Raw genomic sequence first — 26,144 nt, 5'->3', positions numbered from 1 at the left:
TTAGCGCGTCGACAGACGGTCTGCGACGATTTTGGGGGTGATGAAGACCAGCAGTTCGGTCTTGTTGTTGGTACGCGAGGTTTTCTTGAACAGATGGCCCACGACCGGCAGGTCGCCCAGCAGCGGTACCTTCTGGACCTGGCTGCTTTCGGTTTGCTGGTAAATACCGCCCAGCACGACCGTGCCGCCATTTTCGACCATCACCTTGGTTTGCACGTGCTGGGTGTTGATTGCAAAGCCGGCTCGGGTTTCTTCGCCCTTGGAATCCTTGTTGACGTTCACTTCCAGCACGACGTTGCCGTCCGGCGTAATCTGCGGCGTCACTTCGAGGCGAAGGTTGGCTTTTTTCCACTCGATCGAGGTAGCGCCGCTGCTGGTCGACTTTTCGTACGGCAGTTCGACACCCTGCTCGATCACGGCGACGTTTTTGTCTTCCGTAACCACGCGCGGGCTGGAAATGATCTTGCCCTTGCCGTCCGCTTCCAGTGCCGACAGTTCCAGGTTCAGGAAGCGGTTGGCGGCAGCCGAGAACAGGCTGGCGGCCAGCGTGGCAGCGGGGTTGCCGCCGATATTGGCGGCCGGCAGGTTCAGCAGGGTGGTATTGTTAAAGCTATCGTCCGTGTTCACGGCCTGGCCGGTGGTCTGGCCGACGCCGAGCATGTTGCCGCCGATGGCGATGCGCTCGTTGCCGCGGTACGCATAGCCGGAATCGCCTCCGCGCCGGGTACGCAGGTCGGTAAAGCCAATCTTGGCGCCCAGGTTGCGGCTGAAGCCGTCGCTGGCTTCGACCAGGCGCGCTTCGATCAGCACTTGCCTGGAAGCGACGTCGGTCTTCTGGATCAGCTTGCGCAAGTCTTCGATTTTCGAGGAGATGTCGGTAATGAACAGCTGGTTGGTGCGCGGCTCGATCACGGCACTGCCGCGCTTGGACAGGATACGGGTGCGATTCGAATCGGAGTCGGGCATTGGCGTACCGTCGGCATTGAGGCCGAACACCATGCGGAACGATTCTGCCTTCTGGTAGTTGAGCTGGAAGATTTCCGATTTGAGCGGCTCGAGGTCGGCGATCTGGGCGCGCTGTTCGAGTTCCAGCTTTTCCTTGGTCAGCAGTTCATCCTTCGGCGCAATCCACAGCACCGAACCGTTCTTGCGCATGTCCAGGCCCTTGGCCTGCAGCACGACGTCAAGCGCGTGGTCCCATGGCACTTCCTTCAGGCGCAGGGTCAGGTTGCCGCTGACCGAATCGCTGGTGATGATGTTCAGGCCCGAGATGTCGGCGATCGCCTGCAGCGCGGCGCGCACTTCCACGTTCTGGAAGTTGAACGAGATTTTCTCGCCGCGGTAGCCCTGGGTACCCTGGGTCAGCTTGTTCGGATCTTCCTTGATCGGCTTGACGTCGATGACCAGCTGGGTGTCGCTCTGGTACACGGTCTGTTCCCACAGGCCGCGCGCTTCCACGGTCATGCGCACATTGTCGCCCTGCGGCACGGTGGTGATCTGCGACACCGGGGTGCCGAAGTCGGTCACGTCGAGACGGCGGCGCAGGGTTTCCGGCAAGCCGGTTTTCATGAAATCGACCACCACCGTGTTGCCAACCTGGCGCACGTCGACGGCCACCTGGCTGTTCGGCAGGTCGACCACGACCCGGCCTTCGCCGTTGGCGCCGCGGCGGAAGTCGAGGTCGCGCAGGACCTGGCGCTTGCCGGCCTGTTCCGACGCCAGCGGCGCCGAGGAAGAGGAAGCACCGTTGAGCACCGGCTTGCCGACGCTGTCGACGGCTTGCGCCACGCCGCCGGAACCGTCGATGGTGACGATGATCGACTTGCCGTCGATGGCGGTGGCATAGTTGAGCGGACGCTTCAGGTTTAGCACCAGGCGCGTGCGGGTGCCGGCCTGGACCACGTTAATGCCGCGCACGTCGGCCAGGTTCACGTCCTGGGCCGTCTTGCCGGTGGCATTGACCGTGGCGCCGAAATCGAGGGCGATGCGGGTCGGATTGGTGATCGAAAAGCCGATCGGCAATTTGGTCGGGGCGGTTTTCATCGCCACGTTCACCACCACATTCGAGCCCTGCTGGTTGGCCGTGATCGATTCGATCGCGTTGTCTTGCGCCATGGCGTTGTTGGCGCCAAGGGCCAGAGCCAGTAATGCGCCCATGCGGATCACCGCGCCCATGAGGGCGGTGCCATTCATTCTCAGTGCGATCATTTCTTCTCCTTACTTTCCTGCAACTCTAGCTTGGTGGGACGTTCGATCCATTCGCCACCGGCGTCCTGGACGGTTTCCTTGATACTGATTGCTTCATCGTTCACGCCGGTGATGATGCCGAAGTTCTGGCCCACCCGGTCGCCTGGCTTGACGTGGTACATGGTCTTGTCGATCTGTACCAGCGCATAGGTGACGCCTTTCGATTTCATGCTGCCCACCATCGACATGGTGTCGAGCGGGAAGGCTTCGAGCGGCTCTTTGCGCCGGTCCGGGTCCGGCTTGAGCGGATTATTGGCGCCGTTGGCGGCCCGCGCCAGCTCGGCCAGCAGCTTGTTCGGGTCGTACGGGTCGATTTCTCCGGCGGTACTGTAGGCAAACGGGACGAAGGTTTTCGGTTCGGTCAGCGGTGGGACGTCGACCTTGGTTTCCTTCCTGGTCTGGTCCATCCATGCATTGACTTCCTGGACGTCGCTGTCGCCGCAGCCTGCCAGCAGGCCCGCGCAGATCAGCAGCGCGAGGCTGTTACGTGTGGTGTTCATTTACGTGGCCCCTTTGCCATCTTTGGCCTTCTTGTCGCGGTCGGCCTTGATCTTGCGTTGCGCGTTCGCTTCTTCGGGGTCGAGGTAGCGGAACGTCTTGGCGACCGCTTCGAGCACCAGACCGCCATCCTTGTTGGTCGTCAGCGCCATATTGTTGAGCGTCACGATGCGCGGCAGGTTGGCCATGTCGCTGGCGAAGGCGCCAATGTCATGGTAAGTGCCGGACACCCGGATATCGATCGGCAGTTCGGCGTAGTAATCGCGCACCACCACCTGGCCCGGCTTGAACAGGTCGAACGACAGGCCGCGGCCGACGCCGGCCTGGTTGATGTCCGACAGCAGGGCCGCCATTTCAGCCTTGCTTGGCAATTGCTTCTGCAGGCGCTCGACATACTGGTCCACCTGCGCCTTCTGGGCGATCAGGGCTTCGAGGTTGATCGCCTGGGCGACCTTGGTCTTGTACTCGCCCTGCAGGGTCAGCTCGGTGGCGGCCAGTTGGTCGTACTCTTCGAACTGGGTGCTCCAGTAGAAAAAGTGGCCGGCCGTGACGACCGCCGCAATGACGCCGATGCCGCACAGGATGCGCGGAGCGATCGGCCATTGTCCGGGCGGGCGGTCCCCCAGGTTCTGGAACTGGGAGCTGAGCGAGCCACCCAGCGATTTCAGGTCTATATTCATTCTCTCAATCCGTTCTGGCTAGGGGGCCGCTGTCGCGGGAACCGGTGAGCCGGGGGCGGCAGCAGTGGCGCCGGCGGCCGGTTTCTGGCCCGGCTTGAGCGCTTCATCCTTCTCGCGCTGACGCTTGATGTACAGGTTCAGCGAAAACTCGACGACTTTCTTGCCGGTTTTACTCTGCGCCAGTTGCACCGCGCGTACCTCGGTCAGGTCGGGACGCTCGAGCCATGGCGAATTGCCGGCGATATTGCGCAGCAATTCGGCAACCCGTTCCTGCGACTGGGCGAAACCGCCCACGGTGACGCGCTGGCCATCCTGCTTGAACGATTTGAGGTAGACGCCCTGCGGGGTCTGCCTGACCAGTTCGTCGAGCAGATAGACCGGCTGGTTGCGGTCGCCCTGCAAGTCTTCGACGGCCTGCTGGCGTGCCTTGAGCGCTTCGATTTCCTGTTTCAGGGCGGCGATTTCGACGATTTTCTTGTCGAGTTCAACGATGGCCGCTTTCAGCACGCCATTGCGTTCCTCCTGAATCGAGATGCGGCGCTCGTTGTAACCGCCGACCGCCAACACGACCAGCACGCCGAGCACGGCCGACAAGGCCATCAGGGCGACAAAGGCACTCTTCTTTTGCTTGCGCTTTTCTTCCCGGTGGGGAAGCAGGTTAATTCTGATCATCAGCCAAACCTCCGCAGGGCCAGCCCGCAGGCAACAAGGTAGGCGGGGGCCTCAGTGCGCAGCTGCTGCTCGCGCACGGACGGGCCCAGCGACATGCCTTTGAAAGGCGATACCACCGCGCTGGAAATTTTGGTACGGCTCGCCACGATGTCGAGCAAGCCGGGAATGAGCGCGCAGCCGCCGGCCAGGAACAGTTGATCGATCCGGGTGTAGGGCGTGGAGGTGTAGAAGAACTGGATCGCGCGGGTCACTTCGAGGGCGGCATTTTCGAGGAACGGGGCGAGCAGGTCGGCCTGGAAGTTGTCGGGCAGGTCGCCCGCTTTCTTCTTGGCGTCGGCTTCGTCGAACGACAGGCCGTACGAGCGCACGATATCCTGGGTCAGCTGGTTGCCGCCGAACGGTTGCTCGCGCTCGTAAATGGTTTCGCCGTTGAGCATGACCGAAATATGGGTGACCTGGGCGCCGATCTGGAACAGCGCCACGATCTGGCCTTCGGAACCCTTCATCTGCGACGTCACGCGTTCGAGCGCGGCGCGCGCCGCATACGATTCGATATCCATCACCACCGCGGTCAGGCCGGCCGCTTCGGCAATCGCCACGCGATCCTCGACCTTTTCCTTGCGCGAGGCGGCCAGCATGACGTCGATGTCGTCGACCGAATTGGCGGCCGGTCCGATCACGTCGAAGTCGAGGCTGACCTCGTCGAGCGCGAAAGGAATGTACTGGCTCGCTTCGGACTCCACCTGCACTTCGAGCTGGTCTTCGGACATGCCGGCCGGCAGGATGATCTTTTTCGTGATCACCGAGGCCGGCGGCATGCCGAGCGCAACCAGCTTGACGCGGGTACCGCTTTTCTTCCAGACGCGGCGCACCGCCTCCGATACCTGCTCGATATTTTCGATGTTTCCGTCGACGACCGCACCACGCGGGAACGGTTCGGACGCATAGCGTTCGAGACGCAGCTCGTTTTTGCCGACCACGACCAGCTCAACCAGCCGGACGCCGGACGTGCTGATGTCCAGGCCGAGCAGAGGCGGGCTGGATTGACCGAACAAGGAACCTAAATTGACCATCAAGACCGTACTCCCTTACCTACCTATAATCAATGCTTACGCTGCAAAACGGGCCTTGCAGAACCAAAAATGAAAGTGCCCGACGCGGGGAATTTGTTACAAAACCGCCATTTAGCATCCATACATAAGGCAGTACATTAAATCGTAGCAATAAGCGTGATCCCATGTAAAGGTATTTCTGTTTTGAAATTTTATGCCTGTGGGCTGGAATGCGACACTCTGTGAACTATGGGTCATCACAGTTGTTCGGGGGTCACAAATGTTCCTAAAGGCAAGTAGTTGGCGATGTGCCGCAGGCAGTGGCGGTGCATTATAATGAGGGGCACCCATAAAGCGAAAGATTCGACCCGCATGAGCTCTTCCAAGCCGGACGCCAACCCCTCTTCCCCGTCGCGCCCTGCCCGCGCGCGCTCGCCCAAGCGACTGTTGTTAATTGTCCTCGGCAGCCTGACCGGCACGGCCCTGATCGGCTTGCTGGTCGTGGTGTTCGCGCTGGCCATGGCCTACCCGAATCTGCCCCCGCTCGACACCCTGACCGACTACCGCCCGAAGATGCCCTTGCGGATTTTTTCGGCCGATAATGTGCTGATCGGCGAGTTCGGCGAAGAACGGCGCAACCTGGTGCACATCAAGGATATTCCCGAGGTCATGAAGAAGGCGGTGCTGGCGATCGAAGACGACCGCTTTTACCAGCACGGCGGGGTCGACTACACCGGCATCCTGCGCGCGGCCTTGCACAACGCCACCGGCGGCGCCAAGCAGGGCGCCTCGACCATCACCCAGCAGGTGGCGCGCAATTTCTTCCTGTCGAGCGAGCAGACGCTCAAGCGCAAGGCGTATGAAGTGCTGCTGGCCTGGAAGATCGAGCAAAACCTGACCAAGGACCAGATCCTCGAGGTCTACATGAACCAGATCTACCTGGGCCAGCGCGCCTACGGCTTCGCTTCGGCGGCCCAGATCTACTTCGGCAAGAACCTGAAAGACATCACCGTGGCCGAGGCCGCGATGCTGGCCGGCTTGCCGAAGGCGCCGTCGGCCTACAACCCGGTGGTCAACCCCAAGCGCGCGCGCACGCGCCAGCAATACATCCTGCAGCGCATGCACATGCTGGGCTACATCACCACGCCCCAGTTCGAGACCGCCAAGGCCGAAACGCTGCGCATCAAGACCGACAGCAGCGAATTCGGCGTGCACGCCGAATACGTGGCCGAAATGGCGCGCCAGCTGGTGTACGAGCAGTTCAAGGAAGAAACCTATACGCGCGGCCTGAACGTGTTTACCACCATCACCAAGGCCGACCAGGATGCGGCCTACCTGGCCCTGCGCCGCGGCGTGATGGAGTACGAGCGGCGCCACCCTTACCGCGGTCCGGAATCGTATATCGAGATCCCGCAGGCGAAGGAAGAAGCCGATGAAGCGATCGAAAACGCACTGGCCGAGCACCCCGACAGCGACGACATCATCGCCGCCATGGTGTTGCAGGCGTCGCCCACCGGCATCACCGCCGTGACGGCCTCGGGCGAGGAAGTCAAGATCAGCGGCACCGGCCTGGCATTCGCCCAGAACTGGCTCTCGAGCAAGGCCCCGGCCAACCGGCGCGTCAAGCGCGGCGCGGTGATCCGCATCAGCCAGGATGGCGGGACGGCCTGGTCGGTCACGCAGATGCCGGAAGTGCAGTCGGCCTTCGTGGCGGCCGACGCCACCGATGGCGCGATCCGCGCGCTGGTGGGCGGCTTCGACTACAACCGCAACAAGTTCAACCACGTCACGCAAGCGTGGCGCCAGCCCGGTTCCTCGTTCAAGCCGTTCATCTATTCGGCCTCGCTGGAGCGCGGCCTGTCGCCGGCGACCATCATCAACGACGCCCCGATCTCGTTCGACGCCGGCCAGACCGGCGGCCAGGCGTGGGAGCCGAAGAATTACGACAACAAGTACGAAGGGCCGATGACCATGCGGCGCGGGCTGACCAAGTCGAAGAACATGATTTCGATCCGCATCCTCAACAAGATCGGGGCCAAGTACGGCCAGGAATACACGACCCGCTTCGGCTTCGAGTCCGAGAAGAACCCGCCCTACCTGACCCTGGCGCTTGGTGCGGGCTCGACCACGCCGCTGCAGCTGGCCGGCGCCTACGCCGTGTTCGCCAACGGCGGTTTCCGGGTCAGCCCCTACCTGATCTCGAAGGTCACCGACAGCAGCGGCAAGATCCTGTCGCAAGCGACGCCCGACAAGTCGGGCGACGAAGCGAACCGGGTGATCGATGCGCGCAATGCCTTCCTGGTCGACAGCATGCTCAAGGATGTGGTGCGCTTCGGCACGGCCACCAAGGCCCTGTCGCTCAAGCGCACCGACATTTCCGGCAAGACCGGCACCACCAACGATTCGATCGATGCCTGGTTCGCCGGCTACACCCCGAAACTGGTGGGGATCGCGTGGATCGGCTACGACCAGCCGAAAAACCTCGGCAACAAGGAAACCGGCGGCGGGCTGGCCCTGCCGATCTGGATCGGCTACATGCAAAAGGCGCTCAAGGGCGTGCCGAACGAGGAGCGGGCGGTGCCCGAGGGGCTGGTGATGGCGGGCGACGACTATTACTATGTCGAAAATCCGCCCGGCACGGGAGTGCAGAGCCTCGACATCGGCGCGCGCGGCACGCCGGCCGAGGAAAAGGTCAAGGACGCGGTCAAGAACGAACTGTTCTGATCGGGCATGGTGGAACCGGGGTCAGAGCGTGACGCGGGCCCCGCCCTGGGCGCTGGCCAGGTCCGACAGCGCGGCGAACAGTTCGCTGCCGTCGCGCGTGTTGATCCAGGCGCCGTCGACGCGCTTGTAGTGGAAGCCGCCCGACTTGGCCGCCACCCACAGTTCCTGCATCGGCGCCTGGCTGTTGACGATGATCTTGCTGCCGTTGTCGATGAACTCGATCTCCAGCACGTTGCCGCTGCGCTTGCACTCGACATCGATGACATCCTCGTCGTTCAGCCGGTCCATCGCCGCTTCGATCTTGTTCAGGGTCGTTTCGGCCAGGTCCAAAAATTCTTTTTCGCTCATGCTACACTCCAAGGTCTGCCAATCAAACCGTGATTCTAATCGTGAAGTCTTCATCTGCGCTCAATATCGGCATCGCCGCCGTGGTCTTTGGCTTGCTGGCAGGCTGCGGCCAGACCGGTCCGCTGTACCTGCCCAAGCCGCCCGCCAAGCCGGCCGCACCCGCCAACGCAGCCGCCGCTCTGCCGACCACGCCGCCCCCACCCTCTTCTCCCGCTGCCCAATAAACCATGCCGCATTTCTTTCACCTGGACGGCGTCCTGCACGCCGAACGCACCCCCCTGTCCCGCATCGCTGAACAGTTCGGCACGCCGACCTATGTGTATTCAAAAGCGGCGCTGCTGGAGAACTTCGACGCCTTCGCCGACGCCTGCGCCGGGCGCGATGCGCTGGTCTGCTATGCGATGAAAGCCAATTCCAACCTGGCCATCCTCGACCTGCTGGCGCGCCGCGGGGCCGGCTTCGACATCGTCTCCGGCGGCGAACTGCTGCGCGTGATCGCCGCCGGCGGCGATCCGGCCAAGGTGATCTTTTCGGGCGTCGGCAAGACCGTCGACGAAATGCGCCTGGCGCTGTCGCACGATATCCTGTGCTTTAACGTCGAATCGATTCCCGAGCTGCACCGCTTGAACGAGGTGGCCGGCGCCATGGGCAAGCAGGCGCGCGTGTCGCTGCGCGTGAATCCGAACGTGGATGCCAAGACCCATCCGTACATCGCCACCGGCCTGAAAGCGAACAAATTCGGCGTGGCCTTCGACGATGCGCTGGCCACCTACCGCACCGCCGCCGGCCTGCCGCACCTGACCCCGGTCGGGATCGATTGCCACATCGGCTCGCAGCTGCTGGACGACGCGCCCCTGCTCGAAGCGCTCGACAAGCTGATCGAACTGGTCGACGCGCTCGGCGCCGAAGGCATCGTGCTCGACCATCTGGACATGGGTGGCGGCATCGGCATCAACTACGGCGCCGCCGGCGATGCGCCGCCGGTGCCGGTGGGCGACTACCTGGGACGCGTGTTCGCACGCATCGATGCCTGGCGCGCGGCGAACTACGGCGGCGCTCCGATCAAGGTGATTTTCGAGCCGGGCCGCGCCATCGTGGGCGATACCGGCGTGCTGCTGACCCGCGTCGAGTTCCTGAAACCGGGCGCCGAAAAGAATTTTTGCATCGTCGACGCGGCCATGAACGACCTGATGCGCCCGGCTCTGTACCAGGCCTGGATGGATGTGCAGCAAGTGCAGGCGGGCACGCAGCCGGCCGTGAGCTACGACGTGGTCGGCCCCGTGTGCGAGTCGGGCGACTGGCTGGCGCGCGAGCGCGAACTGAGCGTGGCGCAGGGCGCCCTGCTGGCCATCATGCAGGCCGGCGCCTACGGTTTTACGATGTCGTCGAACTACAACACGCGCGGCCGTGCCGCCGAGGTGATGGTCGACGGCGACACGGTGCACCTGGTGCGCCGGCGCGAAGACCCAGCCGAGCTGTTCGCCCTGGAATCGATGCTCAAGTAAGCCTGGACGCGGTGCGCTCAGGCGGGCGCCGCGTCCTGACCGAACAGCGCGGGCAAGCTGGGCGAGTCGATACTGCGCTCGATCCAGCCTTCAAGTTCTGCCTGCGTGGCGTGGTCAATCCGTTGCGCAGCCGGTTGCGGGATGTCGCCGAACCTGATGCGCAACAGGCTTTTGAGCGCATCGCGCAGTGCGATGACTTGCCCTTCGGCCTTACCTTTCGCTACGCCTTCCGCGACCCCTTCCGCGACCCCTTCCGCCTTACCTTGCGCACACCCCTTTTGAAAGCCGAGTTCCTCGAACTCCCGGGCCCAGGTTGCGAGCTTGCCTCCCATGTCAGCACCCTCCTCCACATTCTCAACCATGAACAGTTCCTCTTTGCTGGCTCCGCGTGCCAGCAATGCGTTAATCCACACCTGCACCGAGCGCCGCAGGGTGGCCTGGGGGGCTCCGTTGAACCATGTCGTCAGCGCAGCAAAGACATTTTTTGAGACATCGGGACCGGCTGAAAGTTCAAGCCGAAACAGCAGCGCCAGCAAGCTGGCATTCGCTTCCAGCGCCGTTCTGTCGAGGCGCTGCTGGTCGATCAGCACATAGCGCTGGGACGGCTGGAGCGCCGCCAGCTCGGCGGGCGCTTGCATGAGGAGCCCGGCCAGCTCCATGCTGGCGCTCCAGCGCGGCAAGCCGTTGTAGAACACCAGCGGCAGTACCGGCGGCAACAGCAGGCCCGGCGATAATTCGTGGCCCTTGACCAGATCCTGGTACAGCAAACCGATGTAGGTCTGCATGCGCAAGGCCATCCAGCGGTCCACGCCGGACTGGCATTCCAGCAGGATGTACACGTAAAGAAACTGGTCGCCCAGCCGCACGCGCCAGACGATGTCATCCTCGCGGGCCGACAGGCGTTCGCTCACATACGCCGGATTGACGCGCTCGAAGGCCGACAGCGCAACGTCATCAAGCAGTTTGAAGGAAGTAAAATCCGTGATCAGTTCGCGCACCAGTTCCGGGTGGGCGAACAGCGAACGGTATCCGAGGTCGTGAGGGGCGTGAGGGGTGGGCATGGCGCATTGTAGCGAGCGCCCCTGCCCTGCCTTTGCGCTGCCTCAGGCGCGCGCGGCGGCGGCCTTCTGGCGGCTCCACAACACCCGCAGCCCCAGCAACACCGCGACGATGGCGCCGAAAATCAACGGCTCGGTGAAGTTGTTCTTGCCGGCTTTCATCCACCAGAAATGCAGGATCGCCAGCGGCGCGATCAGGTAGATGAGCCGGTGCAGCCACTGCCAGCGCTTGCCGCCGAGGCGCTTGATCATGCCGTTGGTGCTGGTCACGGCCAGCGGAATGAGCAGCACGAAGGCGATGAAGCCGACCGTGATGAAGGGCCGCTTGATGACGTCCCGGAACATTTCCGCCAGATCGAAAAAATGGTCGAACCAGAGGAAGGTGAGGAAATGCAGGCAGCCGTAGAAAAAAGTAAACAGCCCCGCCATGCGGCGCAGCCTGACCAGCCAGTTCCAGCCCGTCAGGCGCCGCAGCGGCGTGAGCGCCAGGGTGATGCACAGCATGTACAGCACCCAGTCGCCGGTGCCGCGCGTAATGAATTCGAGCGGCTCGACCAGCTGCCCGCTGACAGTCAGGTACACCATGCGCGCCAGCGGCACCAGCGCCAGCGCGAACAGCGCGGCCTTGATGGCAAACAGTTGCCTTGAACCGGGATTGAAGGCCATCGTGCTTAAAAGTTCTTTTTCAGATCGAGTCCGCTGTACAGGGACGCCACGTCGCCATAGCCGTTAAACATCAGCGTCTTGCGCTTTTTCTGGAAGAAACCATCTTCGCCGATGCGGCGCTCGCTGGCCTGCGACCAGCGCGGATGGTCGACCTCGGGATTGACGTTGGAATAAAAGCCGTACTCGGATGGCGCCGACACATTCCACGCGGTGCGCGGCTGGTCCTTGACGAAGCGGATCTTGACGATCGACTTGGCCGACTTGAAGCCGTATTTCCAAGGCACCACCAGGCGCACCGGGGCGCCGTTCTGGTTCGGCAAGGTCTGCCCGTACATGCCGAGGGTCAGCAAGGTCAGCGGATGATTCGCTTCATCAATGCGCAAGCCTTCCACATACGGCCAGTTGAGCACGCGGCTGCTCACGCCCGGCATCTGCGCCTTGTCGGCCAGGGTGACGAATTCGACGTATTTGGCGTTGCCGGTCGGCTCGACTTTCTTGATCAGCTCGGAGAGCGAATAGCCGACCCACGGCATCACCATCGACCAGCCTTCCACGCAGCGCAGCCGGTAGACGCGCTCTTCCAGCGGCGCCAGCTTGAGCAGCGCGTCGAGGTCGAGCGTCATCGGCTTTTTGACTTCGCCTTCGATCGTCACCGTCCAGGGGCGCGTCTTGAGCGTATGCGCGTTCTGGGCCGGATCGGACTTGTCGAGGCCGAATTCGTAGAAGTTGTTGTAGGTCGACGCATCCTTGAACGGGGTCTGCTTGTCGAGCGCGGCGTAGGCGGGATTGAGCTTGCCGACCAGCTTTTGCGCCGGCGCGGCGGCCGCGAACGCTTCGCGGTTGGCCATTTCCCACAAGGCACCGCCGGCGACGGCGCCGGCCGCCATCTGGGCGATGAAACGGCGGCGCGATTCGTAGACCGCCTGCGGCGTGATTTCGGATGAAAACGGCAGGTCGATACCGTTGGGGCTACGTTTGATCAGCATGGGCGTCTTTCGGCAAATCAGATGGTTCAGCTAGGGATGACCTACCTTACACCATCTTGCCGTATTCAGCCCATCACACTTTAGCAATTAAAGTTTGCCATAAGAATGCAAGCCGGACAGGAACATATTCACCCCCAGGAAGGCGAAGGTCGTCACCAAGAGGCCGATCAGGGCCCACCAGGCCGCCACGCGGCCGCGCAGGCCGGTCATGAGACGCATGTGCAGCCAGGCCGCGTAATTGAGCCAGACGATCAGGGCCCAGGTTTCCTTCGGATCCCACGACCAGTAGCCGCCCCAGGCTTCGGCCGCCCACAGGGCGCCCAGGATGGTGGCGACCGTGAAGAAGGCGAAACCGACCGAGATCGCCTTGTACATGATGTCGTCCAGCACTTCCAGCGCCGGCAGGCGGTCCGCCAGGTAGCCGTGCGACTTGATCAGGTAAGCCGAACCGACCATGGCCGCCAGCGCAAAGGTGCCGTAGCCGATGAAGTTGGCCGGCACGTGGATTTTCATCCACCAGCTTTGCAGGGCCGGCACCAGCGGCTGGATGTCGGCGGCATCGCGCGAGCCGGCGTACCACAGCAGGAAGCCGACCGCGGCACCGATGATCAGCATCACGAAGGCGCCCAGCTGGCGCGTGGCGTAATGTTGTTCGTAGTACAGATAGAACATGGCCGTGATCATCGAAAACAGGATGAACACTTCATACAGGTTCGAAACCGGAATATGGCCGACGTCGGCCCCGATCAGGTACGACTCGTACCAGCGCACCATCATCCCGGTCCAGCCGAGCACCACGGCAGCCCAGCACAGCTTGGAGCCGACCGAGGAACCGTAGTTCGAACGGCTGAGCAGCCCGACCCAGTAGAACACGGTGGAAAACAGGAATAGCGCGCTCATCCACAAGATCGCGGACTGGCTCGACAGCATGTATTTCAGGAAGAAATTCTTGTTCGCCGCCTCAAGGTTGCCGCCGTACAAGCCAATGGCCGCGAAGGCCAGCAGGGCCACCACGGGAATGAGCCAGCGTACCGGTTTCCAGTGCCAGCCGAGGGCGGCAAAGGTGGGCGCGGTCAGCACCAGGATCACCTTTTCGTAGATATCCATATAGGCGCCGTAGCGGTTCAGCGCGAACAGGGCCGCGCCCATCAGCACGGCGGCGAAGGCCCAGTCGAACAGGTCGAGACGCTTGAAATAGCCGGGGGCCTGCCGGTAGGTCTGCGATTGCGATGCTTGTGCTGCTTGTGCTGCTTGGGATGCTTCCATCTTGTTCTCCAGTACTGCTGACACTGTCGGTACAGCTTACGCCAACTGCGGCAGCTTGGCTTTCAGATCGTTAAATTCATGCTCGAAATCAAGCGTCTTGCGTTGCGTGCTCATGGCCATCAGCGCGTGCGCCGGGCCGCCATCGTCGCCGTCGCGCACCCAGACCCACAGGCGCCGCTCGCGGATGTAGAACATGGCGAACACGCCCAGCACCAGGAACACGCAGCCGAGATAGACCACGGCCTTGCCCGGCGAGCGCGTCACCTGCAGCACCGACGCCTTGACCTCGACGAATTCGTCGAGCTGCAGATACACCGGGGCGCCGTAGAAGAAGCTGTCGGACAGGGCATTGGTGGCCAGTTGCAGGAAGCGCGCATGGGTGTCGTCGCCGGCCATCTGGGGCAGGCCATCCTTGTCGCGCGCGGCCTGCCACAATTCCCACAGGGTGCCGTTGAGAATCTTCATGAAGATATCGGCGGCCTTTTCCTGCTCGGCGGCAGGAATTTTTTCCAGGAAGCGCGACACCGCCACGTAACCGCCCTGCTTGCCGTCGCCGGCGAAGATGGACAGGCTCTTCGAGGACGAATCCTGCAGCTGGCGCGCCAAGGTGGCCGCCGGGGTGTTGCTGGTGGCCGGCATGGCGCGGCGCGCGTAGCGTTCGGCGGCCAGCTCGCGCAGGGCCGGATCGGCCAGCGCCGCGCGCAGGCGCATCCATTCCTTGACCGTGTGCGCTTCGTCGGACGGAATGCGCAGGTAGCTGAACGGATCGTTGGGCGAGGCGCGCACGCCGGCCAGGAACACTTCGGCGCCGTCGACCGTCACCGGCTGCATGTAGTTCTGGTATTCGCGCGCCTGGCCGGTCTTGTCGCGCAGCTTGTACTGCACGCTCGGGCCGACGTTCTTCAAGTCCTTGTTATTGGCATTCTTGCCGGCCGAACCCGAAAACTTCGACAGCGTCGCGGCGAACTCCTCGTTCAGGCTCTGGCCCTTGGTGACCGCGCGCACATCCTGGTTGCCGGCCGTGTTTTCGACGTTGAACGGGCGGAAACCGCTCCACTCGACCGTGTATTGCTCGCCGCCGCGCGCCAGCGGCGTGGACGTGTTCACTTCGCCATCCATGGCGAAGGAAGCCTTGTCGGTGCCGCTCATCGGGTAGGCCAGCATCTTGAGCTTGCTGCCGCCATCTTCGAAGCTCGACTGGTACACCGCCACGCCCTTGTAGATCAGCGGTTCGTTGACCTTGATCGTGGCCGGAAAGGTCTTGCCGGTTTCGTGGTCGCGGATCATGACTTCGCTGGCGAACAGCTTGGGCATGCCGGTCGAATAAAAATCGATGATGAAGCGCTTGAGCTCGATTGTGAACGGCAGCGGCTGCAGCAGCGAGCCGTCCGGCCGCGCAATGATGGCGATATCGCTCGACTGGCCTTCGGGGATGAGGGTATTGCCGCGGTAAGTTGGGTTGCTCAAGCTCAGGCGGTTCTCGGCGGGAATCTGGGAAATCAGGCCGCCGCCCACGAAGGGTTTCTTGCCCAGGAACCATTCCTGGAACTGGATAGGAATGTCCGAATCGAGCATGCCGCCGACCAGGATGATGATGATCGAGCTGTGCGCGAAGATATAGCCGAACTTGTTGGCCGCGCCCTTCTTGGCCGCGACCAGGGTGCCGTTCTCCTTTTCCACGATCTTGGCCGCGTAGCCGGCGTCGACCAGGCGCGCGGCGCTCTGGCGGGCAAGCTCGGCACGCGAGAGCGGCGCGCTCCACTCGGCCTTGTGGTGGAAGTTGCGCAGCGAGGTTTCGCGCACGTTTTCGCGCCAGCTGCGCATGTCCTTGATCATTTTCGGCGCGTTGCGCACAATGCACAGCGAGGTCGAGATGATCAGGAATACCAGGATCAGCAGGAACCACCAGGCCGAATACACCGCGTACAGGCCGAGCTTGTTGAATACATCGAACCAGAACGGACCGAACTGGTTGACGTAATTGGGCATGGGCTGGTTTTGCGTCAGGACCGTGCCGATCATCGAGGCAATCGCGATGATGGTGAGCATGCTGATGGCAAAGCGCATCGACGAGACCAGCTCGACTGCCTCGTCCAGGATGGGGCGGCGCGTGTTCAGAACTATTCCGGTGGTGCTCATTCTCTACAGATCCCTATGTGCAGGCACGACATAACCCGCGAGGATACCAACAAAAAGGGCAGCCCGCTTGCGCGCCGCCGCCCTCTGATTTCTCTGGCAGGTCCGCGCCTGGCGGCGCGCTGCCGGTACCGCTTACTTCAAGCCGGCGATGTAATCGGCGACGGCTTCCATTTCCTTGGTCGACATGCGCTGCGCCAGGGTGGTCATCTGGACGCTGTTTTCGCGCTTGCCTTCCTTGAATGCTTGCAACTGCGAAACCGTGTAGGTCTGGTGCTGGCCAGCCAGGCGCGGGAATTGCGCCGGGATGCCGTTGCCGTTGGCGCCGTGGCAGCTGGCGCAGGCGGCCACGCCGGTGGCAGGAATGCCGCCGCGATAGATTTGCTTGCCCAGCAGGACAGTGTCCTTGTTCTTGGCAGCGCCCGGTTTTGGTTTCTGGACCGCGAGGTAAGCTGCGATGTTTTTCTTTTCGTCTTCCGACAGCATCTTGGCGTACATGGTCATCACGGCCTGCTTGCGCTTGGGCGTGGTGAAATCGATCAATTGCTTGTGGGTATAAGCGTCGAACTGGGCAGCCAGCTTGGGATTGTCGGCGATGGTCGAATTGCCGGCCGCACCATGGCAGGAGACGCAGGCGGGCAAGCCGCGCGCGGCATCGCCGTTGTCGTACAGGGTCGCGCCTTTGGCGGCGTCGGCCTTGGCTGGGGCGGGTGCATGCTCGGCAGCGGACACGAGGCCCGATACGGCAAAGGTAGCCACCAGCAAGGATTTCACAAACGCCGCTCCGGCGGCCGGTAAAAACGCACGATTCATTCAAACACCCTGAGACAAGTCGAAAATTGGTTTTGTTGAGAAATTCCGGCTCAAACCTGCGCCGGAAATTCGGTTCTAATGTAGTGCAAACGATCTTGTGTGCTCGCCATGGCTTTTGCGTGACAACAATTCGTAACCCCTTATTGTACAATAGCTTTCTCGCGTTATCGCCCCTCTTGTTGCATTTTCTGCCCATCCCATGTCCAAACTCTGGCAAGCCCGTTTCTTCACGACCGTCAACCAACTGCGCGATCTGCCCAATACGCAGGCACCGGAAATCGCCTTCGCCGGGCGTTCCAACGCAGGGAAGTCGACCGCCATTAACATTCTGACAAATCAGAAAGGCCTCGCGTTCGCGTCCAAAACGCCGGGCCGCACCCAGCACATTAATTATTTTTCGATCGGTGGCGCGCACGTCGGCCAACACCGCAAGGATGCCACCATCGTCGAGGAAATCGAGGCGCTGCTGGTCGACTTGCCCGGCTACGGCTACGCCGAAGTGTCCGGTTCGGCCAAGCTGCACTGGCAAAAGCTGCTGGGCGACTACGTCCAGCGCCGCGACCAGCTCGCCGCACTGGTACTGATCATGGATTCGCGCCGTCCGTTCACCGAACTGGACGTGCAGATGCTCGAATGGTTCGCCCCGACCGGCAAGCCGATCCACTGCATCCTGACCAAGGCCGACAAGCTCAACCGCAATGAATCGACGAATGCCCTGCGCCAGGCGCGCATGATGCTCGAAAGCTATGTCGACGAAGATGGCGAAGGCTTCCCGTTCACGGTGCAGCTGTTCTCGGCGCTCAAGCGCGTCGGCATCGAGGAAGCCAACGACAAGATCATCGACCTGCTGGGGCTGACGCCGATCGAGACCGATCCCGACACGCCGCTGGTCGATCCGGTCGACAGCGACGACTAAGTGTGTTGATTACCTGATTTTTTGTTCACTCGGAAAACAACGATGTCCACCATTCCAGTGCAGTTCCCCGCCACGCGCATGCGCCGCATGCGGCGCGACCCGTTTTCGCGCGCCATGGTGCGCGAAAACACGATCACCTCGTCCGACCTGATTTATCCGGTCTTCATCGTCGATGGCGTCAACCAGCGCCAGCCGATCTCGGCGATGCCGGGCATCGAGCGTCTCTCGGTCGACCTGCTGCTGCAGGTGGCCGAGGAATGCGTCAGCCTCGGCATTCCGGTGCTGGCCCTGTTTCCCTCGATCGATGCATCCCTGAAAACCGCCGACGGAATCGAAGCAATCAATCCGGACGGCCTGATTCCGCGCGCCGTGCGTGCCCTGAAGGCGCGCTTTCCGGAACTGGGCGTGCTGACCGACATCGCGCTCGACCCGTACACCAGCCACGGCCAGGATGGCCTGATCGACGATAACGGCTACGTGCTCAACGACGAAACCACCACCATGCTGATCCGCCAGGCCCTGTGCCACGCGCAGGCCGGAGTGGACGTGGTGGCGCCGTCGGACATGATGGACGGGCGCATCGGCGCGCTGCGCCAGGCGTTCGAGGAACAGGGTTACATCCACACCCGCATCATGGCGTATTCGGCCAAGTACGCGTCGGCCTTTTACGGTCCGTTCCGCGAGGCGGTCAGTTCGGCGGCCTCGCTGGGCAAGAGCGACAAGTTTACCTACCAGATGGACCCGGCCAACGGCGACGAAGCGCTGCGCGAAGTGGCGCTCGACATCGCCGAGGGCGCCGACATGGTCATGGTCAAGCCGGGCATGCCGTATCTGGACATCGTGCGCCGCGTGAAGGAAGAGTTTCGCGTGCCCACCTTTGCCTACCAGGTCAGCGGCGAGTACGCGATGATCAAGGCGGCCGTGCAGAACGGCTGGCTGGACCATGACAAGGTGATGATGGAAGCGATGATGGCGTTCAAGCGCGCCGGCGCCGATGGCGTGCTGACGTATTTCGCGCTCGATATTGCGCGTTTGCTCAAGGCGAAAGCTTAAGCTTTTCTCGCGCTACGTCGTTCCCGCGCAGGCGGGAACCCAAGTTCGTACCGTCCCCCTAGCTGCACAAGCAACTTGGGTTCCCGCCGAGTGCCGCCTTGGCGCGGGAACGACGGAGTTAGCGTCCGCGCCGCGTTTCCGGGAACATTTCCTTGTACAGGAAATCGCTCAGCTCCGCCGTATCTTCCACCCGCGCGCTCATCTTGACCACGCGCTGCAATCGGTGCGAATCCCACTCGAAATCGCCGGTCTTTTCCTTACGGATAATCTCGATCATCTTCTTGATCACGGCCGTCTCGATATCCTTCTCGTTGCCCAGCTCGACCGTGACTTCCTGCAGCCAGCGCCGCTTGAAGCTCGGGTTCCAGCCGCGGAACTTGACGGTGGCGCTCATCGAATTTTTCTTCACCTCGAACACGCCGCCCGTGTCGTTGCGGTCGTCGCCCTGGCTGCGGCCATTGGCGGCCGCGATATTCGCCTTGGCGATGCGCATGCCGCGCTCGGCCGCGCTTTCCTCGGCCGGCTCGCTCTCGGTCTGCCCGCGCGCGCGCCGCCGCGCTTCGATGGCGGCCGCCATGTCGGTCTCGGGCGCCACCGCGGTCGGGCGCACCGGCTTGGGCGGCTCGGGAACATCGACTTCCTTGGCCGGCTTTTCATTGGGGATGGTAATGGTGTTCGGCAAGCGCCGCACCTTGGCCACGGTCGGCTTGTCGGGCCGGGCCTGGGTGGTCGGCTTGGGCGTGACTTTCGGCTGCTCCCTGGGCTGCGGCTTGGACTGCGGCACCGGCATGACGTACACCATGTCCGCGCCAGAAGGCGGCGGCGGCGCCTTTTTCTCGTCCTGGGGCTTGAACACCCACAGCAGCACCAGCAGCACGTGCAACAGCACCGTGACGGCGATCCCGACCGAATTGAAGCGCTTGATCTCGTAACTGGGCACCGCGTAACCGGGCAAGGGCTGACCGCAATGCTCGCAGTAGCCGGTGTTCTCGGTCGAATGGTGGGAATGGTCACGCAAAATAGAAACAACTTTCCAGGGACGGCGTCAACGAAATGCGGCACAGGTGCCGAAGTCTATACGTTTTGTGGTTTTTGCGCACTGGCAAGCACACCTTGTGCAGCTTACAAGATGAGTGTCTTGATGGTTGTTACTATATGTATCAATGCTGCAACAATCGGGCAGCGGAAGGCCGTCAGGTGGTGGCGCGTTCGGCGGCCGCCAGGACCCGTGGACGCAGCGGGCGCCGCGCGTTGGCGCGCTCTTCCAGCTGGCCGAACAGTTCGCGCACGCAGCGTTCGGCGTCGAGCACGTGGCGCGAGTGCATCCGGGGCCGTGGCAGGGCGTGGGTATAGTAATGGGGGCCTTCGACCAGGTAGCCGAGCGCCCACAGGTTGCCGACCGGGCGCGCCGCGCTGTCGAGCGGATGGTTGGCCTGGTCGATGTCGACCCCGCCCGGGTGGAAGGTGCCGTTGTAAAAGGGCCGGATGGTGCCGCGCTTGAGCAGGTTGCGGATCAGCGCACTTTCGTCGGTCTCGGGCGAGAAGACGTCGAGCCGGGCCACGATCAGCGCATCGACGTGCTGGATCGCCGCGCCGGAGGCGAAGCGCGTGTGCAGGGCGAACTGGGAAAGGTCTTCGTCGATGCGGATGGCCGCGTTGGGGCCGGCCGCCACGCTCAGCACGCCGGCTTCGATCAGCGCCAGCAATTGCTCGTTGCGATGGCTGGGCGGGCCGAAGGTGACGCGGTTGATGGCCGGGTTATACACACTGAGGAACTTGCGGTGCGATGAAGCGGTCAGGCCGCCATGCTCGATCATGTCCTGCAGCACGGTGCGGGCGTCGCGCAGCACGTCGGCCGCGGCCTTGACCGGGCTGCCCTGGTTGCCGCGCCGCGCTTCCGACAGGTCGTCGGCGATCACGCAGGTGAAAAAGGTCGAAAAATCGTCGGCGTTGGCAAAACTGCGTCCCTGCAGGGGAAACAGCATGCCCTCGAGCGCGGCGCGCTCCTCGGCGCCAAGCTCGTACGCCGCGCCCTCGGGCACGGGACGCCCCAGCGCGCTGCGCCAGGCGCAGCCCATTTCCTGCATCAGCAGCGGCAGCAGTTCGCGGTCGAAGTCGAGCTGGGGGCTGCCGCGCTCGCGCTGGGCTTGCTGGCGCAGGGTGCGCACCGCGTCGCGCGTGAAAAAGCGCGCCTGGTGGCGCCCATTCAAGCCTTTCTGGTTGACGCCGCGCGCCGCCGCCGGCAGGCATTTGCGCGAAAACAGCATCAGCGCCGGCTCGCGTCCCGAGCGGACGTAGCGCAGGCCGCTGCCGGCCGGCTCGAAGCGCCCGCCCCGGCCCACCGTCAGCTGCGAAACCACATCGTGCGCCGTCAGGCCCAGCCCTTCGATGGCGACCCGGGCGTCGCTGGCGATGCCGACCAGCTTGTCGAGCGGATACACGTGGCGGATGAAGGCCAGCTTGCCGTTGTAGCGCGCGTGGTCCTGGGCAAACTTGTGGCACCAGGCTTCCTCGTCGGTCAGGTTATTGCGGCTGTGGCCGGTGGTCAGGAAGACAAAATCGCTGCTGACCGAAAAGCCGCTGTCGAGTTCCACCATGAAGCTGCCGTCCGGCATCTGGAACATGTCGATGGCGCGGTGCCGCAGGTGGGTCAGCGTCACCGTCGGCGGCAGGGCCGCGCGGATGGTGTCGTAGGCCCAGATCAGGTAGCGCCCCAGCAGCTGGCGCGGCAGGTAGTCGGACTCGGTGATGGCGGTGCCGCCCTCTTCCCCCGGCACCACCTGCACGAACTGCTCGCCGAAGCGGCGGTAGCCTTCGTCGCGCGCCCATTCGGTCAGCGAGGGCGTGGCGCAGACCGGGGCCAGTTCGACCGCCTCGCGGAAGGGGAAAATGGTGACCTGGCTGGCCACGGTATTGATCAGGAGGTGCTGCGGCTGGTTCGGCGAGTGCACCCCGGGCCCGCACTCGCCCGGCTCGATCAGATTGACTTGCAGCGGCGTGTTGTGCGCGCGCGCAAACGCGGCGATGCGTTCGAGAATGGACAGGCCGCGCGGGCCCATGCCGATGAGGGTGACGCTGTAACGTTTCATGGTGGCCGCCTGTCAATGAAATGCAGGTTCCATGGTGGCAGGCGGTCGAAAGATCGTGTTGTTTCCAGTCAATTAAATCCCGCCCGGAAATATCAATGCGCCTTTTCCAGGGTGGCCAGCTGGGCATCGGTCATCGGTCCGCTGCCGCTGTACTTGTCGAGGAACAGGTAGATCACGGGGGTGATGTAGAGCGTGATGACTTGCGAAAACAGCAAGCCGCCGACCACGGCCAGTCCGAGCGGCTGGCGCAGTTCGGCGCCGGCGCCCAGGCCGAGCGCGATCGGCAGCGCGCCCATCAGCGCGGCCAGGGTGGTCATGAGGATCGGGCGCAGGCGCAGGATGCAGGCTTCGCGGATCGCCTCGGCCGGACTCAAGCCCTCGTTGCGCTGGGCGTGCAGGGCGAAGTCGATCATCATGATGGCGTTTTTCTTGACGATCCCGATCAGCATCAGAATACCGATAATGGCGATCATGGTCAGGTCCAGCCCGAAGATGCGCAAGGTCAGCAGCGCGCCGACGGCGGCCGAGGGCAAGCCGGCCAGGATGGTCAGCGGGTGGATGAAGCTCTCGTACAGCACGCCCAGCAGCACGTAGATGACGCCGAGCGCGGCCACGATCAGGATGATCTGGCTCGACTGCGAATCCTGGAACACGGCCGCGTCGCCGCCGTATTTGGTGATGACCGAGGCCGGCAGTTTCATGTCCACGCCCATCTTGTCGATCTTGCCAGTGGCCACGCCCAGCGGCACGTCGGCGCCCAGGTTGAACGACAGGGTGATCGCCTGCAGCTGGCCCTGGTGATTGACCGAGGTCGGCCCCACGGTGCGCTCGACCGTCGCAAAACTCGACAACTGCACCAGCTGGCCGCCCTTGCTGCGCACCGAGACGCGCCCCACGGCGTCTTCCGACTGGCGGTCGGCCAGTTCGGCTTCCAGGATCACGTTGTAGCTGGCGGCGGCCGAATAGATGGTCGAGACCTGGCGCTCGCCGAAGGCCGCGTACAGGGCGGTGCGCACGTCGGCGATCTGCACTCCCATGGCGTTGGCCTTGTCGCGGTCGATCTTCAGGGTCGCTTGCAGGCCGCGGTTCTGGGAATCGCTGGTGACGTCACGGAAGCTTGGGTCGGCGCGCATGCGCTCCAGGTATTTGTTGGCCCAGTCGCCCAGCGCGTCGGAACTGACGCTTTGCAGCGTGTACTGGTAGCGGCTCTTGCTGGGCCGTCCGCCCAGCTGCAGGTTCTGGATCGGCGAGAGGAACACCGACACGCCCGCCACCTGGCGCGTGGCCTTGCGCAAACGCTCGACCACCTGCGGCATTTTCACGCGCTGGTCGCGCGGTTTCAGGGCGATGAAGCCGCGTCCGGTGTTGCCGCCGCCGGTGAAGGACGTCACATCCTGCACGCTCGGGTCGGCACGGATCACGGCCACCACTTTTTCCTGCAGGATCAGCATGGCGTCGGTCGAGGTATCCTCGGCCGCTTCGATGGTCATGCGCAGCTGGCCCAGGTCTTCCTCGGGGAAAAAGCCCTTGGGAATGGTGGTGTACAGGATGATCGTCAAAACGAACGTGCCGACGGCGACCGCCAGCACGATGAAGCGGTGCGCCAGCGCCAGGTCGAGCGAGCGCGCGTAACCATCGCGCACGCGCGCAAAGCCCGCCTCGAAGTGGCGTCCGATAAAGCTCTTCTCGCCGCCCTCTTGCTCCGAATGGGCCGGCAGCAGGCGGCTGGCCAGCATCGGCACCAAGGTCAACGACACCAGCGCCGACACCAGCACCGACAGCCCGACCACCACCGCGAATTCGTGGAACAGCAGGCCGATCACGCCCGGCATGAAGAAGATCGGGATGAACACGGCCACCAGCGAAATCGAAATCGAGACGATGGTAAAGCCCATTTCGCGCGACCCGACCAAGGCGGCCTCGACCGGCTTCTTGCCCATTTCGATGTGGCGCACGATGTTTTCCAGCACCACGATGGCGTCGTCGACCACCAGGCCGACGGCCAGGGTGATGCCGAGCAGGGACACGTTGTCGAGGCTGTAGCCGAAGGCGTACAGCAGCGACAAGGCGCCCAGCAGGGAAATCGGCATGGTGACGGCCGGAATGAAAGTGGCGGCGGCGCGGTGCAGGAACAGGAAGATCACCAGCACCACCAGCGCCACGGTGCCGGCCAGGGTCAGGTTGACGTCGTGGATGGCTTCGCGGATCGACACCGAACGGTCGTTGACCAGCGTGATCTTGATCGAGGCGGGCAACTGGGCCTGGAAGCGCGGCAGCAGCTGGCGCACGGCGTCGACCACCTGCACCGTGTTGGCGTTGGGCTGGCGCTGCACCAGCAGCACGATCGAGCGCTCGCCGTTGTAGCTGCCGGCCGCTTTCACCGACTGGTAACTGTCTTCGACCGAAGCCACGTCTTTCAGGCGCACCGGCTCGCCATTGCGGGTGGCCACGATCAGGTCGGAAAACGCGGCCGCGTTCATCAGCTGGGCATTGCCCTGGATGGTCATGGTCTGGCTCGGGCCGTCAAGCACGCCGAGCGGCGCATTCGAGTTGGCGGCGCGCAGCGCCAGCGCCAGCTCGTCCATCGACAGGTTGCGCGCGTTCATCAGGTCGGCCTTGGCGCGCACCCGCACCGCGAAGCGCTTCTGGCCGTTGACCGTCACCTGGGCCACGCCGGGCAGGGTCGACAGGCTGGGGGCGACCAGGTTTTCGGCGTAGTCGTTCAGTTCCGACAGGTTCATCGAGGGCGAGGTCATGGCCATGAACAGCACCGGCGCGTCGGCCGGGTTGACCTTGCGGTAGGACGGCAGTTCCGTCATCTCTTGCGGCAACTGGCGCTGGGCGCCCAGCAGCGCGGCCTGGACGTCGATGGCGGCCACGTTGACATCGATGCTGGGGTCGAATTCCAGGGTCAGCGAAGTCTGGCCCTGGGTGCTGGTGGAGGTGATGAGGTTGATGCCGGCGATGGTCGAAAACTGCTTTTCGAGCGGCAGCGCGACCGACGAGGCCATGGTTTCCGGGCTGGCGCCGGACAGGTTGGCCTGGACGTTGATGACCGGGGTGTTATAGCTGGGCAGCGCGGCGACCGGAATGGCCATGTACGACAGCACGCCCACCAGGATCATGCTCAGCGAAAGCAGCACCACCATGACGGGGCGCCGGATACACAGTTCGGACAGATTCATTGTGCCGCCACCGCGCTCTTGCCGGCGCGTGCCGGATTGGCGGCCTCGGCCAGCTTGACCTTGCCTCCCGGACGCAGATTCTGCTTGCCCTCGGTGATGACCTTTTCATCGCCGTTCAAGCCCGAGACGGCCGCGTTCACGCCGAAGGCGTGCAGGCGCGTCACCGGCACCTGTTTCGCGCTTTGATCGGCATCGACCACGTACACGAAGGTGCCGCGGCTGTTGCTGATGATGGCCGCCTGCGGGATCACCACCGCGTTCCTGATGGTCTGCACCGTCACGCGCGCGGTGACGTACTGGCCCGGCCACAGGCTGGTGGCCTTGTTGTCGAACAGGGCCTTGACCTTGATCGAGCCGGCCAGCGGATCGACCGTATTGTCGATGAAGCTGAGCTTGCCGCTGGCCGCCTTGGCGCCAGCCGTGCCGAGCGCCTCGACCGTGACCGCGCCGCTCTTTTGCGCGGCCAGCAGCTCGCCCAGCGCCGCTTCCGGCACGCTGAACGCGATGTTGATGGGGTCGAGCTGGGTGATGGTGGTCAGCGAGGTCGACAACTGCACCAGGCTGCCCGGGAACACATTGATGGCCCCGACCCGGCCCGCCATCGGCGCGCGGATGGCGCTGTAGCTGGCGTTGACCTGCTCGGCCTGGAGCGCGGCCTGGCCGGCGCCGACCAGCGCGCGCGCCGAGTCCCGCTGGCTCTTGAGGGTGTCGACGGCGCTCTGGGCGATGAATTTTTGCGCGAACAATTCCTCGCTGCGCTTGTACTGGCGCTCCAGGTCGGCGAAGGTGGCGGCGTCGCGCGCCATCTGGGCGCGCGCCTTGTCGATATTGGCGCGCTCGCTGCGGTCGTCGAGCGAGAACATCAATTCCCCGGCCTTGACGAACTGGCCTTCCTTGATATGCACCTTGCGGATCGTGCTGGTCGTTTGCGGATGCAGGTCGACCGTGCTGACCGGCGTCACGCTGGCATTGGCCTGCAGCACCACCGGCACGTCCTGGCGCTGCGGCGCCACCACGTTGACGATGGCCGGCGGCTGGGCGCCGCCCTTGCCGTTCTTCTCGCCCGCGGCAGGGGTCCCGGCCTGCTGCTCGCCCGGAGCGGCGCTCTCCCCGCCCCGGCCCAGATACCATGCGCCGGCGCCGATGAGGACGGCGAGGCCGACGATGATGACGATGCTCTTCTTTTTCATGCGTGTCCCTGGTCGCCACTGCGGGCGGCTTTTTATGATCGGTTCAGTTCAATGGTAAGC

General features: G+C 63.4%; 21 protein-coding genes. 5 read left to right on the top strand and 16 right to left on the bottom strand.

Going from position 1 to position 26,144, the window contains the following annotated elements; genetic code table 11:
• Genes CR152_RS04580 through CR152_RS04560 form a run of 5 tightly spaced genes read right to left on the bottom strand, consistent with a single transcriptional unit; the run spans position 1 to position 5,170 of the window.
• Positions 1–2,208 carry a type IV pilus secretin PilQ gene (locus tag CR152_RS04580; protein WP_370663805.1) on the bottom strand — a complete coding sequence of 736 codons (2,208 nt, stop codon included), beginning with the start codon at positions 2,206–2,208 and terminating at the stop codon, positions 1–3.
• Positions 2,205–2,747 (bottom strand): pilus assembly protein PilP, encoded by a 543-nt coding sequence (locus tag CR152_RS04575; protein WP_099873866.1) that lies wholly within the window; start codon positions 2,745–2,747, stop codon positions 2,205–2,207. The genes CR152_RS04580 and CR152_RS04575 overlap by 4 nt, the downstream gene beginning before the upstream one ends.
• Positions 2,748–3,425 carry a type IV pilus inner membrane component PilO gene (locus CR152_RS04570; protein ID WP_208640069.1) on the bottom strand — a complete coding sequence of 226 codons (678 nt, stop codon included), beginning with the start codon at positions 3,423–3,425 and terminating at the stop codon, positions 2,748–2,750. It abuts the gene before it with no gap.
• 18 nt (positions 3,426–3,443) lie between these two features.
• Positions 3,444–4,097: a PilN domain-containing protein gene (locus CR152_RS04565; protein ID WP_099873864.1), complete on the bottom strand. Its 654-nt coding sequence runs from the start codon at positions 4,095–4,097 to the stop codon at positions 3,444–3,446.
• Positions 4,097–5,170, bottom strand: a complete 1,074-nt coding sequence (locus CR152_RS04560) for a pilus assembly protein PilM (RefSeq protein WP_099873863.1) — start codon at positions 5,168–5,170, stop codon at positions 4,097–4,099. Before CR152_RS04560 ends, CR152_RS04565 begins: the two co-directional genes overlap by 1 nt.
• A 351-nt stretch (positions 5,171–5,521) precedes the next feature.
• Between CR152_RS04560 and CR152_RS04555 the strand changes: the two genes are divergently transcribed.
• Positions 5,522–7,873, top strand: a complete 2,352-nt coding sequence (locus CR152_RS04555; protein WP_099873862.1) for a penicillin-binding protein 1A — start codon at positions 5,522–5,524, stop codon at positions 7,871–7,873.
• Positions 7,874–7,894: 21 nt separating this feature from the next.
• Here CR152_RS04555 and cyaY read toward each other — a convergent pair whose 3' ends face one another.
• Positions 7,895–8,221, bottom strand: coding sequence for an iron donor protein CyaY (gene cyaY, locus CR152_RS04550; protein WP_099873861.1), 327 nt, complete (start codon positions 8,219–8,221; stop codon positions 7,895–7,897).
• A 41-nt stretch (positions 8,222–8,262) separates the two neighbouring features.
• Here cyaY and lptM point away from each other — a divergent pair, with 41 nt between their 5' ends.
• Together lptM and lysA are read left to right on the top strand one after the other, a co-directional pair.
• A complete protein-coding gene (gene lptM, locus CR152_RS04545; RefSeq protein WP_208640068.1) occupies positions 8,263–8,445 on the top strand; it encodes an LPS translocon maturation chaperone LptM in 183 nt (60 codons plus the stop codon).
• 3 nt (positions 8,446–8,448) lie between these two features.
• Positions 8,449–9,726, top strand: coding sequence for a diaminopimelate decarboxylase (gene lysA, locus CR152_RS04540; protein ID WP_099873860.1), 1,278 nt, complete (start codon positions 8,449–8,451; stop codon positions 9,724–9,726).
• Positions 9,727–9,743: 17 nt separating this feature from the next.
• On the opposite strand, the gene CR152_RS04535 is transcribed toward lysA, so the two are convergent.
• The 6 genes from CR152_RS04535 to CR152_RS04510 form a co-directional block, all read right to left on the bottom strand.
• Positions 9,744–10,787, bottom strand: a complete 1,044-nt coding sequence (locus CR152_RS04535) for an Rpn family recombination-promoting nuclease/putative transposase (RefSeq protein WP_099873859.1) — start codon at positions 10,785–10,787, stop codon at positions 9,744–9,746.
• A 42-nt stretch (positions 10,788–10,829) separates the two neighbouring features.
• Complete coding sequence (gene msrQ / locus CR152_RS04530; RefSeq protein WP_099873858.1) at positions 10,830–11,450, bottom strand: protein-methionine-sulfoxide reductase heme-binding subunit MsrQ; 621 nt, start codon at positions 11,448–11,450, stop codon at positions 10,830–10,832.
• Positions 11,451–11,455: 5 nt separating this feature from the next.
• A complete protein-coding gene (gene msrP, locus CR152_RS04525; RefSeq protein WP_099873857.1) occupies positions 11,456–12,436 on the bottom strand; it encodes a protein-methionine-sulfoxide reductase catalytic subunit MsrP in 981 nt (326 codons plus the stop codon).
• An 87-nt stretch (positions 12,437–12,523) separates the two neighbouring features.
• On the bottom strand, positions 12,524–13,702 hold the full coding sequence (gene ccsB / locus CR152_RS04520; RefSeq protein WP_099873856.1) for a c-type cytochrome biogenesis protein CcsB: 1,179 nt from the start codon (positions 13,700–13,702) through the stop codon (positions 12,524–12,526).
• A 36-nt stretch (positions 13,703–13,738) separates the two neighbouring features.
• Positions 13,739–15,841, bottom strand: a complete 2,103-nt coding sequence (locus CR152_RS04515) for a cytochrome c biogenesis protein ResB (protein WP_099873855.1) — start codon at positions 15,839–15,841, stop codon at positions 13,739–13,741.
• A gap of 132 nt (positions 15,842–15,973) precedes the next feature.
• On the bottom strand, positions 15,974–16,651 hold the full coding sequence (locus CR152_RS04510) for a c-type cytochrome (protein WP_099873854.1): 678 nt from the start codon (positions 16,649–16,651) through the stop codon (positions 15,974–15,976).
• A gap of 199 nt (positions 16,652–16,850) precedes the next feature.
• Between CR152_RS04510 and yihA the strand changes: the two genes are divergently transcribed.
• Entirely contained in the window at positions 16,851–17,567 is a 717-nt protein-coding gene (gene yihA / locus CR152_RS04505; protein ID WP_099873853.1) for a ribosome biogenesis GTP-binding protein YihA/YsxC, read from the top strand.
• 42 nt (positions 17,568–17,609) lie between these two features.
• Positions 17,610–18,620: a porphobilinogen synthase gene (hemB, locus tag CR152_RS04500; RefSeq protein ID WP_099873852.1), complete on the top strand. Its 1,011-nt coding sequence runs from the start codon at positions 17,610–17,612 to the stop codon at positions 18,618–18,620.
• Positions 18,621–18,738: 118 nt separating this feature from the next.
• Here the strand turns inward: hemB and CR152_RS04495 are convergent, their stop codons facing one another.
• The 4 genes from CR152_RS04495 to CR152_RS04480 all read right to left on the bottom strand — a co-directional run bounded on the left by CR152_RS04495 (position 18,739) and on the right by CR152_RS04480 (position 26,084).
• Positions 18,739–19,638, bottom strand: a complete 900-nt coding sequence (locus CR152_RS04495; RefSeq protein WP_099873851.1) for a hypothetical protein — start codon at positions 19,636–19,638, stop codon at positions 18,739–18,741.
• A gap of 175 nt (positions 19,639–19,813) precedes the next feature.
• Positions 19,814–21,709, bottom strand: coding sequence for an FAD/NAD(P)-binding protein (locus CR152_RS04490; RefSeq protein WP_099873850.1), 1,896 nt, complete (start codon positions 21,707–21,709; stop codon positions 19,814–19,816).
• 92 nt (positions 21,710–21,801) lie between these two features.
• Complete coding sequence (locus CR152_RS04485; protein ID WP_099873849.1) at positions 21,802–24,894, bottom strand: efflux RND transporter permease subunit; 3,093 nt, start codon at positions 24,892–24,894, stop codon at positions 21,802–21,804.
• Positions 24,891–26,084, bottom strand: coding sequence for an efflux RND transporter periplasmic adaptor subunit (locus CR152_RS04480; RefSeq protein WP_099873848.1), 1,194 nt, complete (start codon positions 26,082–26,084; stop codon positions 24,891–24,893). Before CR152_RS04480 ends, CR152_RS04485 begins: the two co-directional genes overlap by 4 nt.
• Between the last annotated feature and the right edge of the window lie 60 nt (positions 26,085–26,144).

It is taken from the genome of Massilia violaceinigra, from assembly GCF_002752675.1.
Classification (GTDB): Bacteria; Pseudomonadota; Gammaproteobacteria; order Burkholderiales; family Burkholderiaceae_D; genus Telluria_A; species Telluria_A violaceinigra.
This window is presented reverse-complemented; position numbering and strand designations above follow the sequence as displayed.

Coding starts and splice junctions, on each gene's coding strand:
- CR152_RS04580 (WP_370663805.1), bottom strand. CDS start 2,208: ATGATCGCACTGAGAATGAATGGCACCGCCCTCATGGGCGCGGTGATC.
- CR152_RS04575 (WP_099873866.1), bottom strand. CDS start 2,747: ATGAACACCACACGTAACAGCCTCGCGCTGCTGATCTGCGCGGGCCTG.
- CR152_RS04570 (WP_208640069.1), bottom strand. CDS start 3,425: ATGAATATAGACCTGAAATCGCTGGGTGGCTCGCTCAGCTCCCAGTTC.
- CR152_RS04565 (WP_099873864.1), bottom strand. CDS start 4,097: ATGATCAGAATTAACCTGCTTCCCCACCGGGAAGAAAAGCGCAAGCAA.
- CR152_RS04560 (WP_099873863.1), bottom strand. CDS start 5,170: ATGGTCAATTTAGGTTCCTTGTTCGGTCAATCCAGCCCGCCTCTGCTC.
- CR152_RS04555 (WP_099873862.1), top strand. CDS start 5,522: ATGAGCTCTTCCAAGCCGGACGCCAACCCCTCTTCCCCGTCGCGCCCT.
- cyaY (WP_099873861.1), bottom strand. CDS start 8,221: ATGAGCGAAAAAGAATTTTTGGACCTGGCCGAAACGACCCTGAACAAG.
- lysA (WP_099873860.1), top strand. CDS start 8,449: ATGCCGCATTTCTTTCACCTGGACGGCGTCCTGCACGCCGAACGCACC.
- CR152_RS04535 (WP_099873859.1), bottom strand. CDS start 10,787: ATGCCCACCCCTCACGCCCCTCACGACCTCGGATACCGTTCGCTGTTC.
- msrQ (WP_099873858.1), bottom strand. CDS start 11,450: ATGGCCTTCAATCCCGGTTCAAGGCAACTGTTTGCCATCAAGGCCGCG.
- msrP (WP_099873857.1), bottom strand. CDS start 12,436: ATGCTGATCAAACGTAGCCCCAACGGTATCGACCTGCCGTTTTCATCC.
- ccsB (WP_099873856.1), bottom strand. CDS start 13,702: ATGGAAGCATCCCAAGCAGCACAAGCAGCACAAGCATCGCAATCGCAG.
- CR152_RS04515 (WP_099873855.1), bottom strand. CDS start 15,841: ATGAGCACCACCGGAATAGTTCTGAACACGCGCCGCCCCATCCTGGAC.
- CR152_RS04510 (WP_099873854.1), bottom strand. CDS start 16,651: ATGAATCGTGCGTTTTTACCGGCCGCCGGAGCGGCGTTTGTGAAATCC.
- yihA (WP_099873853.1), top strand. CDS start 16,851: ATGTCCAAACTCTGGCAAGCCCGTTTCTTCACGACCGTCAACCAACTG.
- hemB (WP_099873852.1), top strand. CDS start 17,610: ATGTCCACCATTCCAGTGCAGTTCCCCGCCACGCGCATGCGCCGCATG.
- CR152_RS04490 (WP_099873850.1), bottom strand. CDS start 21,709: ATGAAACGTTACAGCGTCACCCTCATCGGCATGGGCCCGCGCGGCCTG.
- CR152_RS04485 (WP_099873849.1), bottom strand. CDS start 24,894: ATGAATCTGTCCGAACTGTGTATCCGGCGCCCCGTCATGGTGGTGCTG.
- CR152_RS04480 (WP_099873848.1), bottom strand. CDS start 26,084: ATGAAAAAGAAGAGCATCGTCATCATCGTCGGCCTCGCCGTCCTCATC.